The organism is Haliea atlantica, from assembly GCF_054779855.1.
Genome location: NZ_BAAGXL010000007.1, coordinates 19,806 through 33,903 on the forward strand (window position 1 = coordinate 19,806; position 14,098 = coordinate 33,903).

Genomic DNA, 14,098 nt, shown 5'->3' on the forward strand with positions numbered 1-14,098 from the left:
GGGTGAATGGCCGAATCATTCGGGCAGGGCCCGCGCGCGCCACAGGTAGTACAGCACCGGTACTACCAGTAGCGTCAGGCACACGGCACTCAGCATACCACCCACCATGGGCGCGGCAATCCGGCTCATCACTTCCGAGCCGGTGCCGCTGGACAACATGATCGGCAGCAGGCCGCCGACGGTGGCGATCGAGGTCATCATCACCGGGCGCACGCGGCGCCCGGCCCCCGCCAGCACCGCCTCGCGCAGTCCCGCGCGATTCAACGCCTCTCCGCGCTCCCGGCAACTCGACTGCAGCCGTTGCCAGGCCTGATTCAGGAACACCAGCATGATCACCCCGATTTCCACCGCCACGCCGGCCAGGGCGATAAAGCCGACCCCCACCGCGACGGAAAAGTTGTAGTCGAGCAGGTACATCAGCCAGACCGCACCCACCATGGCCAGGGGCAGCGTACCCATGATCAGCGCGACTTCGGCAAAGCTGCGGAAGGCGGCGTAGAGCAGCACCACGATAATCGCGAGAGTGAGGGGCACCACATAGCTGAGCTTGGCCTTGGCTCGCTGCATGTATTCGTACTGACCGGACCACGTAAGCGAGTAACCCGCCGGCAAATCCAGCTGCTCGGCGACCACGGCCCGCGCCTCCTTGACGTAAGAGCCCACATCGACATCGGCGATGTCGACCAGGACCCAGCCGTTGAGCCGGGCGTTTTCACTCTTGATCGCCGGCGGGCCGTCTTCAATGGCGATACGGGCGACGTCCCCCAGGGCGATGGTCTCCCCCGCCGGGGTCAGGATGGGCAGCAAGGCCAGCTGCTCCGGCGTATCGCGCTGCCCCTGGGGATAGCGCAGGTTGACCGGATAGCGCTCCAGGCCTTCCACCGTCTGGGTCACGTTCATGCCACCGATGGCAGTGGCCACGACCTGTTGCAGATCGGCAATGTTCAAGCCGTGACGGGCCGCCTGCCGGCGCTGGATGTCCACGGTAATGTAGCGCCCGCCACTGACCCTTTCAGCATAGACCGACGCGGTACCGGGCACCGTCGCCAGGATCTGCTCCAGACGTCGACCGATGGCCTCGATCTGCGGCAGCTCCGGCCCGGCCACCTTGATCCCCACGGGGGTCTTGATCCCCGTGGCCAGCATGTCGATCCGCGTCTTGATCGGCATGACCCAGGCGTTGGTCAGGCCGGGGAAGGTCACCAGCGCATCCAGCTCCCGCTTGAGGGATTCCGGCGTCACGCCCGCGCGCCAGTCTTCCCGCGGCTTGAGCTGGATAAAGGTCTCGATCATGGTGAGTGGTGCGGGGTCGGTAGCAGTCTCGGCGCGACCGATCTTGCCAAATACCGTCGCCACCTCGGGCACCGTGGCGATCAATTTGTCGGTCTGCTGCAGAATTTCACGCGCTTCGCCAATCGACAGCCCCGGATAGGTGGTGGGCATGTACATCAGGTCGCCCTCGTCCATGTCGGGGATGAACTCGCTGCCGATGCGCGGCAGGGGCCACAAGCCGCTCAGCGTCACCACCAGTGCCAGGCAGAGGGTGATGCGGGGATGCCGCAGCACTGCGCCCAGCACTGGCAAGTACAGTGAAACCAGTAGCCGGTTGATCGGGTTGCGCGCTTCGGACACCACCTTGCCGCGGATGAAGTAGCCCATCAACACGGGCACCAGCGTCACTGCCAGGGCCGCGCTGGCGGCCATGGCGTAGGTCTTGGTGAAGGCCAGGGGGCTGAACATCCGCCCCTCCTGGGCTTCCAGGGCAAACACGGGCAGGAAGCTGACGGTGATGATCAACAGGCTGAAGAACAGGGCCGGCCCCACTTCCGCCGCGGACTCCGCCACCACCTGCCAGCGATTCTCCGGCGTGATCGGGGTGCGCTCGATGTGCTTGTGGAAGTTCTCGATCATCACGATGGCCCCGTCGATCATGGCGCCGATGGCAATGGCGATCCCGCCCAGGGACATGATATTGGCGTTCAGCCCCTGGAGATGCATGACAATGAAAGCCGCCAGAATACCCAGGGGCAGGCTGATCACCGCCACCAGGCTGGAACGCACGTGGAACAGGAAGAGCATGCAGATCACGGCCACCACAAGCAGCTCCTCGATCAGCTTTTCACTCAGGTTGTCCACCGCCCGCTCGATCAATCCCGAACGGTCGTACACGGTCACCACCTCGACCCCGTCGGGCAGGCCCGCCTGCAGATCGGCCAGACGCGCCTTTACGCCATCGATGGTGGCCCGGGCATTCTCGCCGGAACGCATGACCACGATGCCCCCGACCACTTCCCCTTCGCCATTCAGCTCCGCTATACCGCGGCGCATCTGCGGGCCGACACGGATATCGGCCACGTCCTCGAGCAAGAGTGGTGTTCCCTGATCATTCAGTCCCAGGGGAATCGCGGCCACGTCCTCCACGCTCTGCAGGTAGCCGGTGGCCCGCACCATGTACTCCGCCTCGGCCATCTCCACCACCGAAGCCCCCACCTCCTGGTTGCCGCGCTGGATGGCGGTCTGGATGTGGGACAGGGGAATGCCGAAGGCGCGCAGTTTTTCCGGGCGCACCACCACCTGGTACTGCTTGACCATGCCCCCGAGTGGCGCCACCTCGGCCACTCCCGGCACCGTCTGCAACTCGTACTTGAGGAACCAGTCCTGCAGGCTGCGCAGCTCACTCAGGTCGTGCTGGCCACTGCGGTCGACCAGGGCATAGAGATAGACCCAGCCCACCCCCGTGGCATCGGGGCCCAGCTGCGGCCGGGCGCTGGCGGGCAGGTTCGGGGCCACCTGGGACAGGTACTCCAGTACCCGGGAGCGGGCCCAGTAGGCATCCGTATCGTCGTCGAAAATCACGTAGACATAGGAATCCCCGAAGAAGGAATAGCCGCGCACGGTGACGGCCCCGGGCACCGACAGCATCGCCGTGGTCAGGGGATAGGTCACCTGGTCCTGCACCACCTGGGGTGCCTGCCCGGGGTAGCTGGTCTTGATGATGACCTGGACGTCCGAGAGATCGGGAATCGCGTCCACCGGCGTGTGCTTCATCGACCAGGTGCCCACCCCCGCCAGGATCAGGGTGGCGAGCAGGACAAAGAAGCGGTTGTGAATGGACCAGCGAATCAGAGCTTCGATCATTGTCCCGCGCCTCCCGCGTGATGCTGGTGGTGGCCCTGCCCCGCGGCTTCGCCATCGTCGTGGGGCCCGCCGCCGTCAACATGCCCGGTGTGATCATCCTGACCGCCGGCTTCCATGCGCTGCAGATCCGCGCGCTTGCTGGATTCCGAATCGATCAGGAACTGGGCCGAAGTGACCACGCGCTGTCCGGGACGCAGTCCCTCGAGAATCTCCACCTGCCGTTCCCCGACGCGGCCCGCTTCTACCGACACCGAGCGGAAGCGGCCCTCCCCCAGGGCCAGCACCACGCGATTGTCGTCACCGGTGCGGATCAGCGCCTCCCGCGGCACCAGCAGCCGCGCGGGGGTCGGCGCGCTCTCGATCTGCAACCGGACATACATGCCCGGCTTTAACGCGCCGTCCGGGTTGTCGACCGGCACGCGTACGCGCACCGTGCGTGTGGTCTCGTTCAGGGAGGGGTACACATAGCCCACCTCGGCGGTCCATTCCCGCCCGGGCAGGTAGTCGAGGCTCATGCGCACCCGGTCACCCGGCTGGACCAGCGCTGCCTGACGCTCGAAGACCTCGCCGACCACCCAGACCCGCGTCAGATCACCCAGGGTCATCAGGCTCATGCCGGGGCCCACGAACATGCCCTCGCGCACCGCCAGGTTGTCCACCACACCGGTCTGGGGGGCGGCAATTGTCACCGTCTGCCTGACCTTGCGCTCCCGCCGCAGGCGATCCACCTCGGCCTCGGGCACCTGCAGGGCCCGGAGCCGAGCCAGCGCGGCCTCGATCAATTGCGCGTTGTCGCGCTTCAGCGCAAGCAGCAACTCCTCCTGGGCATTGACCAGGGTCGGCGAATACAGACTGTAGAGCGGCTGGCCCCGGTTGACCGGGTCGCCATCGGCCGTCACGTGCAGGGTCTCGACCCAGCCTTCCACTCTGGGGTGAATATGCACCAGCTGGCTCTGGTCGTACTGCACATGTCCCACGGTCACAATGCGCGCGGGCAGCTGGCCCTGCTCAACCCGCACCGTCCGCACCCCGAGATTGTTGATGACCGCCGGAGAAACCCGCACGGTGCCAGCTGCCTCGGCGGGCGCGTCGGAGGTCTCGGCGTAGACCGGGACCAGATCCATGCCCATCGGCGACTTGCCCGGCCCGTCGCGCCGGTAGCTGGGATCCATAGGCGCCACCCAGTAGAGCGGCTCACGCTCGCCGGCGGTGGCTTGCCCGCGTTCGTCGTCAGTTGCGGTCAGGAGCCAGACGCCCGCCGCTCCGAGCAGAGCGCCGAGGACGACCGCAGCCAGTATTCGGGTATGCGAGGTCACGTTGATTCTCCTTGACGGTTAGGGGCAGCGCCGGGCTGACCGGAGCCTGCTCCCGCCAGCAGATAGTTGATGCGGGCAACGGTCTTCTGTCGCTCCACGGCGATGGCCAGGGCCTCGATACGCGCACTCATTTCAGCGATGCGCGCACGCACCGCCTCGGCAAAATCGCCGTCGTCATGGTTGTAGGCCGTGAGTGCCGCCTCCGCCTGATCGGACATCTGTGGCAACAACCGATCGGCGTAGAGCGCGCTGCGCTCTTCGAGCCGGACCAGCTCGGATTTCAGCGAAGCCAGCTCCGACACCAGACGGCGGCTCAATAGCTGTCTCTCGGTGCGCATCGCCTCACCGCGGCTGACGGCGGCCTGCAGGCGCCGGTCCTGGCGGTTGGCCGTGAACAGGGGCAGTTCCAGCGTCACGCCCAGGGAGAACAAGTCAGCACGCTCACGTCCCAGGGCGTCCTCGTCGCGGTAGCCGTACTGGGCAGTGAGGCCCCATTCGGGACGGTACTGTTGCTGCGCCAGCGCCACGTCGGTCTCGGTCGCCGCGATTTGCAGGTCCATCGCGCGCAACAGCGGGTGCCCGCGGACCTGCTCATAGCGCGCCTGATTCGCGGCCTCGACGGGCAGTGGCCGGACGGGCGCCAGAACCGGCATTTCATCCGGCAGCCGACGCTGAGCCTCCGCCCCCAACCATTCACCCAGGCGGCGCCGGGCGCCCTCCTCCGCTTGTCGCAGACCCACCAGCCGGTCCTCCAGGCGCGTGAGCTCCAGCTGCGCGCGGATCAGGTCCTGTTGGCGCGTACGACCCTGGGCCGAGGCATAGCTGGCTTCTGCCGCATCCACTAGGTGCTCGAACAGACCCTGGCTGGTCTCGATGATGCGGCTGCTCGCCTGGGCTCGAAAGATATCCAGCCAGAGTGTGCTCACCGTCATCCTTACCTGGGCGCGGCGATTCTCCCGCAGCAAGGGCTGGCGCCGCGCCAGCAGTTCCTTCTGCTCCCTCGACAGCGACAGCGTGTCGCCCCGGGGAAACATCTGGCTGACGCCGACGGACAGCTGGGTCATCGCCTCCTGGTTGAGATCGAGGGTATCCACCGGGAAGTTACCCGCCATCAGGCTCAGCTTCGGGTCCGGCAGGGTGGCGGCGGCGACAGCCTCCTCGGCCAGGGCGTTCTCGGTATGTCGGCTGCCGGGCAGCCAGGGGTCACTCGACACGGCGAGTGCCACCGCGGTGTCCAGACCGAGACGCTCGCCGGTGCCCGGCGCCGCGCTCGCAAATGGCAAGGCGATTAAGAAAAACAGGCCCCACAACGCCGGGAGCCATCGATTTTGAATGCACTGCATCTCGCTGTTCCTGCAGAATTGGTTGCGCGTGGGTGCCATGCACGCACGCACCAGTCACGCCTTTGGCGAAAGGCCAAAGGGCGTATTCGGAGCGGCCGGGAAAACCGGGCTGGAATCAGCTGATGGGCGGTCTGAGAAACGAGTAAGGCGGGGCGGGAGGCAGGGCCTGGCTGGCTGCCACGGACGGCGTGAACAGTGACTGCGCGGACACAGACAGGACAGCCGGTAGCGCAAACGGTGTCAGCAGACAACCGTCTGACATACAGGCCTGCCCGGCGGCGCTGCTGGCGCAGCAGGCACCCTGCTCCGGACCGGCGGTTGCTGCGCCGGCATCAGTGGACGCATCGTGACAGGGTGAACTCTGCGTCTCTGTCACATGATCCACAGCGACACTGTCTGTGCTCTGCGGCACCACGTGACACGGCCACGCCCCCGCCACTGCTGTGCGGCACAACAGTACGAGTATCAGGACCAATAGAACCGTGGGCTTCAAACGCATGCCGGAGGACGTCACTACAGTGGCGGGCGATGAACCGAGTATAGCATGCCGTCGCCGCGCAATATGAGGGGGTTCACAAGCCATGTTTGTCATACGGTTCACAGCGTGAACATAATAGGCCAACAGGCGCTGGCCAAGGAGAGAAAAATGACAACGGATAATGGACGCTCCCCCCTCAGATCTGCGCGCGCGGCAAGCCTTACCGCCGCAACACTCGCCCCCCTGCTCTGCCTGCCGGTCCCGGCCCTGGCCCAGGGTCCCGGCACGCTGGAGGAGGTCATAGTCACCGCCCAGAAGCGGGAGCAGAACCTGCAGGATGTGCCGGTCGCCGTCTCCCAGTTCAGCGGGGAAGCGCTGCAGCGATCCGGCGTACAGGACCTGTTCCAGTTGCAAACCAGCGCACCCAGTCTGATCGTCAATCAGGAACAGAGCGCCTCCAACACGGCCTTCGGCATTCGCGGTGTTTTCACCAGCTCCCAGAATCTCGGGCTGGAATCCTCGGTCGGACTCTATGTGGATGGCGTCTACCGCGCCCGCCAGGGTTCAATGATCAACAACATGGTGGATATCCAGAGCATCGAGATTTTGCGTGGACCGCAGGGCACGCTTTTCGGTCGCAACACACCCGCCGGCGCAGTGCAGATCAACAGCGTCGCACCCGACCACGACAACAGCGGTTTTCTCGAACTCACGGCGGGGAACTACAACCTGTGGAACGCCAACGGCGCCGCCTCCTTCTCGGCCATCGAAGACGAGCTGGCCTTCCGGGCCACGGGCTTCGTGATGCAGCGCGACGGCTATGTGGACAATGTTGGCCTGGATGCCGACGACCTGGTCAACGACCGCGACCGCTGGGGGCTTCGCCTGCAGTCACTGTACACGCCCAACGACAGGCTGACGGCCCGGCTAATCATCGACCGCTCGGAGACCGACGAGATCTGCTGTGCCTCCGGCACCTGGAAGAACAACCTGGTGGCCCAGGACCTGCCACCCGGAAGCCCACCGAAAACCGGTTCGGACGTGCGCATACTCGAGCTCGGCGGCATTGTCCTGGACCAGGATGATTTCTATGACTACCGCGTCTCAACCAGCTTCGCCCCGACCTCCAGCAACCGGGACGAGGGTGTTTCGCTGCAACTCGACTGGGAGGCCACACACTTCCTGCTGACCAGCATCACCAGTTGGCGCAGCTTCGATTCCCTGGATGAACTCGACATCGACTTTTCCAATGTCGACGGTATCCGCCGCAGCGTTGACGCCCAGCAGAACCAACTGTCCCAGGAGCTTCGCATCAGCGACAGCGGCGAGCGACTCAGCTATGTCGCAGGCCTGTACTACTTCGAACAGGACATCGACTCCCGAACACGCTACCTGATCGGTGAAGACCTGACCTACCTGGTGGGCGCCTTTGGCGAAGCTTTCCCCAGCGGAACCGGTGCACTGGATGTCGGCAGCCAGGAGCACTCGAGCTATGCAGCCTTCGGACAGATTGACTACGAGCTCTCCAGGGACTGGGTACTGACCGCCGGGCTGCGCTGGACCCGAGAAGACAAGGATCTCGCCAACACCTTCACCGAAGACGCTTCGGCAACTCTGGACTTCAGCTCCCCGGGCTGGGGTTTCTGGCTCTTCCCTCCCCTCGCGCCGCGGGAAAATGTCGACGAAACGCTCGAAGACGAGAAAACCACCGGCACACTCAAGCTGTCCTGGTACGCGAGCCCCGAGACCCTGCTATATGCCTCATACGGCACCGGCTACAAGTCGGGCGGCATGAATACCGACCGGGTAAATCAAGCGCTGGATATCATCTTTGCGCCGGAAACCTCTGAATCCTTTGAGCTCGGTCTGAAAACTGAGTTTCCGGCGCAGGCCCTGCGCCTCAACCTGGCACTGCATGCCACGACCACCGACGACTTGCAGACCGTCTCTTTCCAGGGAGCCGGTTTTGCGCTGCAGAATGCCGGGGTCGCGGAAACCTGGGGCGGCGAACTGGACCTGTCCTGGCAACCCACCGGGTCGCTGCGCCTCGGCGCCGCCTATGCCTATACCCATGGCGAGTACAAGGATTTCGAAGCGGGCTCCTGCTGGGTCGGAACACCCTGGCATACCGACCAGCCCGACCCGGGGGCCAATGGCGACGGCTCCTGCGATCGCAGTGGCGGCATGCTGTCCAGCAACCCGGAGCACGCCCTGTCCCTGAACGCCGAGCAATCCCTGGCCCTGACGGACACGCTGCGGGCGAGCCTGTTCCTGGAGTACCGCTTCACCGACGAGCGCATGACCGACCTGAACAACGATCCCGAGAAACTGGATGGCTCCTACAACCTGCTGAACCTCCGCGCCAATCTGCACTTCCTGACCCCGGACATACTGCTGACAGTGTGGGGACGCAATATCCTCGAGGCCGAATACACCCACACCATCGCCGACACCGTAGCCCAGACCGGTAACTATATTGCCTCCTACAACGAGCCCCTGATGTGGGGCATTACCGTGAGAAAGGGTTTCTAGGCTGCCGCATGAGTGAACTGTCCCCCGAACACACACAGATTCCCCTGCAGTCCGGGCGGGGTCGACTGAACCCCGCCGCAGTGGGCTGGTCGCGCCACCCGCAACACGACTGTCGCCTGAAGGGCAACTGGCTGCGGCGAAAACGCTGGAATTACTGGGCTTTTACCTGTGACGACCTGCTGTTCTCCGTCACCGTGGCAGACCTGGACTACGCCGGCCTGGCTTTCGTCTACCTCGCGGACACCGGCAGCGGCAGGCTGGTGGAAAAAACCGTCACTACCGCGCTGGGCAGAGGCTGCTCGCTCTCGAGCGCGGTCTCCGGCAACGCTGCCTTTCACCATCGCGCCCTGAACATTCTCATGACATCCGAGCCAGGAGAAAAAGGCGGCAAGCAGGTGCAATTCGCCATCGATATTCCCGACTTCGGGGGGCAGCCACTCACGGGACGCCTGTCGGTAGACTACCCCCCGGGCCACGAGACCCTCAACGTCGTGGTGCCCTGGTCCGAGCGGCACTATCAGTTCACTGCCAAGCACAATACGCTGCCCGCTGAAGGCAACATTCGCGTCGGCCAGACGGAATACCGATTCGAGGGACCCGAATCCTTCGCCTGCCTGGACCTGGGGCGCGGCGTCTGGCCCTACCGCTCATGCTGGAACTGGGGCGCCGCCTCCGGGCGACAGGCCGGACATATCGTCGGCCTCAACCTGGGTGGCCAGTGGACCGACGGCACCGGCGCGACGGAGAACGCGCTGTGCATTGACGGCCGACTCAGCAAGATAGATGACACCCTGTGCTGGCACTACAGCCCAAGCGACTACCACAAACCCTGGCGTATCACGGGGGGCGGGGAACAGGGCACCGCCGGTGTCGACCTGGTTTTCACCCCGTGCATGGAACGCGTGGCCAGCTCCAATCTGTTGATCGTGCGCTCGGAGGTGCACCAGATGCTGGGGCACTACTCCGGCGAGATCAGGGATGACAAGGGCAATTACCATCCGATTGACGGGCTGTTTGGCTGGGCCGAGGACCACAGCGCAGCATGGTAGGATGCTCAGACCGGCACAGACCCGGGGATTGGGGCGGCCATACAGCTTTTGCGGGCAGGTAACAGGCAATGACGGATCACGAACAGAAACTCCAGGAGCATATCCAGAAACTGGTGAGGGCGGGCGTCTTTCGCGACGAGATGCATGCTGCCGAAAGCATCATCACCTGGCTTCAGTCACTGGAACGGGACTTCGTGCAGCAACAGATGCAACAGGAAGACGCCTGAAAAAAGCGGTAGTGGGCCGCACCATCGCGGCCCCAATTGCAGAGCATTGACCAGGAGGTATCATTGCACCCGACAATTCGGACCATCGTATTAGCCGCGGGCTTTGGCACTCTGGTGGCGACCAGTGGCTGCGTCAACACACCCGCTCCGAAAACCGACAAGCCAGAAAAAACGGACTGCTCAGCCGAGTTGCTTTCGGGCCGCTACCTTGCCTCCGGTTCATTGATCGACGCACCAGCGAGCCAAGACAGCTCATCCGCCTACATGCAAGGCTATTTTATCTTCGACGCCGCGGGCCAGGTCGAGGTGGTTCGAGGCCTCAGCTCCAGCAATGGAAACAACATCGGCTGGGAAGGCAAGGGCAACTACAGTATCAACGCTGACTGCTCGGGTGAGATGAGCTTGTCTGCGAAAGTTGGAGGTGGCATCGATATCAAGATGAACTTCAACCTCCTGGTCCGCAAGGCCGGGACGTCGACGGTCATCGAGTCAATTTTCGTCGTGCATCCGGGAAAGACCAGCGGGCGGCTCACGCTTCACCAAGCCAGTCGGTAACCCCGATTCGGCCGGTCGGGTACCACTCGGCCCGGCCACCTACCAATGCACGCCCCGCAACACCCCGGCAAACACCCGCTGGGCCAGCTCCAGCCGCGAACGCGGCGCACCGCCCTCATCCAGTGCCGCGGCCTCCTCCTCGCTCAGGCCCCGCGCCGCGGCGGAGTCCGGAAACAACTCGTAGGCCTGGCTGAGGAGCGCCTCGCTCAAGCCCGGCAAGGTCGCCTGGGCCACGGCCCCCGCCACCCCGAGGCCGGTGGACAGCCGCTTGGGGCGCTCGACAATGGCCTTCATCACCAGGTCGCGCGCCTGCTCGGGAGACAGGGTGGGGAACGCCCGGTAGAGGCTGGTCGGCGCAATCATCGGCGTGCGCACGAGGGGCATGTGGATGGTGGTGAAGTCGATGTTGCTGCGGGCGTACTCCGGCGCCGCGCAGAGACTGAAGGCATCCAGCGCCGCCTTGGAGGCGACATAGGCGGAGAAGCGCGGCGGACTGGTCAGCACGCCGATGGAGGAGATATTGATGATCTGGCCGCTGTGCTGTGTCTCCATCGTGGGCAGGAAGCCCAGGATCAGTCGCAGGGCACCGAAGTAGTTGAGCTGCATGGTGCGCTCGAAATCGTGGAAGCGATCGTAGCTGTAGCGCACCGAACGGCGAATGGAGCGCCCCGCGTTGTTGATCAGGATATCCACCCGGTCGTGGTCATCCAGGATATGCCGGACCAGGTCATCGCAGGCCCGCAGGTCGGCGACATCGCAGGTATAGGCCTGGGCCTCGCCGCCAAAAGCGTGAATCTCCTCAAGGGTATCTTCCAGCTTCTCCAGGCTGCGCGCCACCAGCAGTACCCGGGCGTCGGCCTGGGCCAGGCGCAGGGCGCACTCCCGGCCGATGCCCGAACTGGCGCCGGTGACCACCACCACCTTGCCCTGCGCCCGCCGCCGCAGCGCAGCGAGGCTGGTTTTGCCCACCAGGCGGCTGAACAGCCCGTCCAGCTGACGGCGACGATCCGGGGCCCCCTGGCGCAGGTAGTGCTTCCAGTAGTCCCAGAGCACCGGCGCGTAACTCTCGAAGGGCGGACACTGGATACCCGCCGGCTCCAGCAGGGCGCGGGTCTTGCGGGAATCGAACTCCGTGGGGTAGTTGAGATAGCGCATGACCTGCGGCGGAATCCCCATGCGCGCCAGCATCTTTTCCCCCAACTGCCGCACCGGCCCCAGCCGCGAGAGCCCCTCTTCGGCCCACTTCGAGGCGCCGTCCAGTAGCGAGGCATCCAGGGCGGTCAGCCGCGGCCCGTGGGCGGCGCGCATCAGCACCCGAAGAGCGTCCCCCACGCGGATGCCGGCGGGGTCGGTGATGTGGAAGCATTCCCGGTCGTGGTCGGGCAGGTGGGCCAGGTGGTCGATAGCGGCGACCACGTAGTCCACGGGGACGATATTCAGCAGCCCCGCCTTGTGCATCAGAAGAGGGAAGCCCTCGGGGACGCGATCGCTGAGCGTGTTCAGGGCCTCGAAGAAGTAGTAGGGGCCATCAATCTTGTCCATCTCGCCGCTGCGGGAATCCCCCACCACCATGCCCGGCCGGTAAATACGCCAGGGCACCCCGCGGGAGCGGCGTACCAGACCCTCGGATTCGTGCTTGGTGCGGAAGTAGGGATGCTCCAGGCCGGTGGCTTCCTCGAACATGTCCTCGCTGAAGACGCCCTCGTAGAGGCCGGCCGCGGCGATCGAGCTGACCTGATGAAAACAGTCAACCTTGAGAGCACGGGCAAGGGCCAGGGCCTGCCGAGTGCCTTCCACGTTGCTCAGGTGCTGACTCTCCGCGTCGGCCTGCAAATCGTAGATGGCGGCGAGATGAAAGAAATGAGCGATCTGCCCCTGGTGCCCGCGCACCCAGGCGGGCTTGACGCCCAAGCGCGTACGGGTGAGATCGCCGGGTACCGCAATCACCTGCTCGGGGGCCGCACCCCAGATACCGCGGAGGGCTTCCACGCGCTCCAGTGAGGCCGGACGCACCAGCAAAAAGACCCGCCCGCCACGATCCAGCAGACGCGGCACCAGGAAACGACCGATAAAGCCGGTTCCACCGGTCACGAAATAATCCATGGCGGCACCCTCTTCTGATTCTTGTTCAGGCACCTTACTGGCAAAGCCCGCACTTGTCACCGGGGTCACCCGGCGCCGCAAGCGCGACAAAAACCGGACAGCTAGAGACGCTTCAGAGGGCCAGACCCGCCAGCCCGCAGACCAGCACCACCAGCCAGGGCGGCAGCTTCCAGGCCATCAACGCCAGCAGCGCGAGCAGGGCCAGGGCAAAGTCACCGGGACCGCGAATCGCGCTGGTCCACACCGGGTCGTAAAAAGCGGCGAGCAGCAGGCCGACCACCGCGGCATTCACCCCGAGCAGCGCCGACTGGATACCCCGATGGCGGCGCAGGCTCTCCCAGAACGGCAGGGCCCCCGCGACCAGCAGGAAGGACGGCAGGAAGATGGCCACCAGGCAGAGCAGCCCACCGGCCCAGGCGCTGGGAGCCTGCTGCATGGCGGCCCCCAGAAACGCCGCGAAGGTGAACAGGGGGCCGGGCACGGCCTGGGCCGCACCGTAGCCGGCGAGAAAGGTATCGCCGCCCACCCAGCCATTGGGCACCACCTCCGCCTGCAGCAGTGGCAGCACCACATGTCCGCCGCCGAATACCAGCGCTCCCGCACGATAGAAGGCATCCACCAGGGCCAGTGCCTGCACCGGCCAGAGCAAAACGAGGACCGGCAGCAAGCCGAGCAAGAGGACAAACAGGCCCAGACACAGGGCAGCGCTGCGCCGGCCCGGCGTAAAGGGCAGGCGTTCATGCCGGTCATCAACCGGGACACGCAGAAACGCCCGCCCCGCCACAGCACCGAACACAATAACTCCCACCTGCCCCCACACCCCCGGCAGGGCGAGTGCCCCACAGGCCGCGAACGCCATCAGGGTCAGGCGCGGTGGGTCGGGGCAAAGGTTCCGGGCCATGCCCCAGAGGGCCTGCGCCACCACCGCCACAGCCACCACCTTGAGCCCCTGCAGCGCCCCGGTCGGCAGGCTGTCACTCCAGCGGGTCACTCCGAGGGCAAACAGGATCAGCAACAGTGCCGATGGCAGGGTAAAGCCCAGCCAGGCCGCCAGGGCGCCGCGATAGCCGCAGCGGGACAGGCCCAGGGCCAGCCCGACCTGACTGCTCGCGGGGCCGGGCAGGAACTGGCACAGGGCGACCAGGTCGGCGTAGGCGCGCTCGCCAAGCCAGCCGCGGCGCACCACGAATTCCTCGCGGAAGTAGCCGAGGTGGGCGATGGGACCACCGAAGGACGTCAAGCCCAGACGCAGGAAAATCACCAGTGTGTACCAGAAGCCGGACCGGGTATCGGCCGACCCTGTCGCGCGCTGTTCGCTCATCGGACGCTCGCACCCGCAGAAACCGGCAAGATAGTA

Annotated in this window: 9 protein-coding genes; 4 read left to right on the plus strand and 5 right to left on the minus strand. The window is 65.2% G+C overall.

Going from position 1 to position 14,098, the window contains the following annotated elements; all coding sequences use genetic code 11:
* Positions 1 to 15: 15 nt before the first annotated feature.
* The 3 genes from ACYVGS_RS08125 to ACYVGS_RS08135 are packed head-to-tail and all read right to left on the minus strand — an operon-like array spanning position 16 to position 5,737.
* A complete protein-coding gene (locus ACYVGS_RS08125) occupies positions 16 to 3,138 on the minus strand; it encodes an efflux RND transporter permease subunit (RefSeq protein WP_460588171.1) in 3,123 nt (1,040 codons plus the stop codon).
* Positions 3,135 to 4,454, minus strand: coding sequence for an efflux RND transporter periplasmic adaptor subunit (locus ACYVGS_RS08130; RefSeq protein WP_460588172.1), 1,320 nt, complete (start codon positions 4,452 to 4,454; stop codon positions 3,135 to 3,137). Before ACYVGS_RS08130 ends, ACYVGS_RS08125 begins: the two co-directional genes overlap by 4 nt.
* The gene (locus ACYVGS_RS08135; protein ID WP_460588173.1) at positions 4,451 to 5,737 is read right to left on the minus strand and encodes a TolC family protein; all 1,287 of its coding nucleotides are present in this window, start codon (positions 5,735 to 5,737) and stop codon (positions 4,451 to 4,453) included. The genes ACYVGS_RS08130 and ACYVGS_RS08135 overlap by 4 nt, the downstream gene beginning before the upstream one ends.
* 706 nt (positions 5,738 to 6,443) lie before the next feature.
* Between ACYVGS_RS08135 and ACYVGS_RS08140 the strand changes: the two genes are divergently transcribed.
* The 4 genes from ACYVGS_RS08140 (at position 6,444) to ACYVGS_RS08155 (ending at position 10,638) form a co-directional block, all read left to right on the plus strand.
* On the plus strand, positions 6,444 to 8,807 hold the full coding sequence (locus tag ACYVGS_RS08140; RefSeq protein ID WP_460588174.1) for a TonB-dependent receptor: 2,364 nt from the start codon (positions 6,444 to 6,446) through the stop codon (positions 8,805 to 8,807).
* 8 nt (positions 8,808 to 8,815) lie between these two features.
* Complete coding sequence (locus tag ACYVGS_RS08145) at positions 8,816 to 9,856, plus strand: DUF2804 domain-containing protein (protein WP_460588175.1); 1,041 nt, start codon at positions 8,816 to 8,818, stop codon at positions 9,854 to 9,856.
* Positions 9,857 to 9,924: 68 nt separating this feature from the next.
* Positions 9,925 to 10,083: a hypothetical protein gene (locus ACYVGS_RS08150; protein ID WP_460588176.1), complete on the plus strand. Its 159-nt coding sequence runs from the start codon at positions 9,925 to 9,927 to the stop codon at positions 10,081 to 10,083.
* Positions 10,084 to 10,146: 63 nt separating this feature from the next.
* The gene (locus ACYVGS_RS08155) at positions 10,147 to 10,638 is read left to right on the plus strand and encodes a hypothetical protein (protein WP_460588177.1); all 492 of its coding nucleotides are present in this window, start codon (positions 10,147 to 10,149) and stop codon (positions 10,636 to 10,638) included.
* Positions 10,639 to 10,677: 39 nt separating this feature from the next.
* Here ACYVGS_RS08155 and ACYVGS_RS08160 read toward each other — a convergent pair whose 3' ends face one another.
* Together ACYVGS_RS08160 and chrA are read right to left on the minus strand one after the other, a co-directional pair.
* On the minus strand, positions 10,678 to 12,741 hold the full coding sequence (locus tag ACYVGS_RS08160) for an SDR family oxidoreductase (protein WP_460588178.1): 2,064 nt from the start codon (positions 12,739 to 12,741) through the stop codon (positions 10,678 to 10,680).
* 112 nt (positions 12,742 to 12,853) lie between these two features.
* On the minus strand, positions 12,854 to 14,062 hold the full coding sequence (chrA, locus tag ACYVGS_RS08165) for a chromate transporter (RefSeq protein WP_460588179.1): 1,209 nt from the start codon (positions 14,060 to 14,062) through the stop codon (positions 12,854 to 12,856).
* Positions 14,063 to 14,098: the final 36 nt, after the last annotated feature.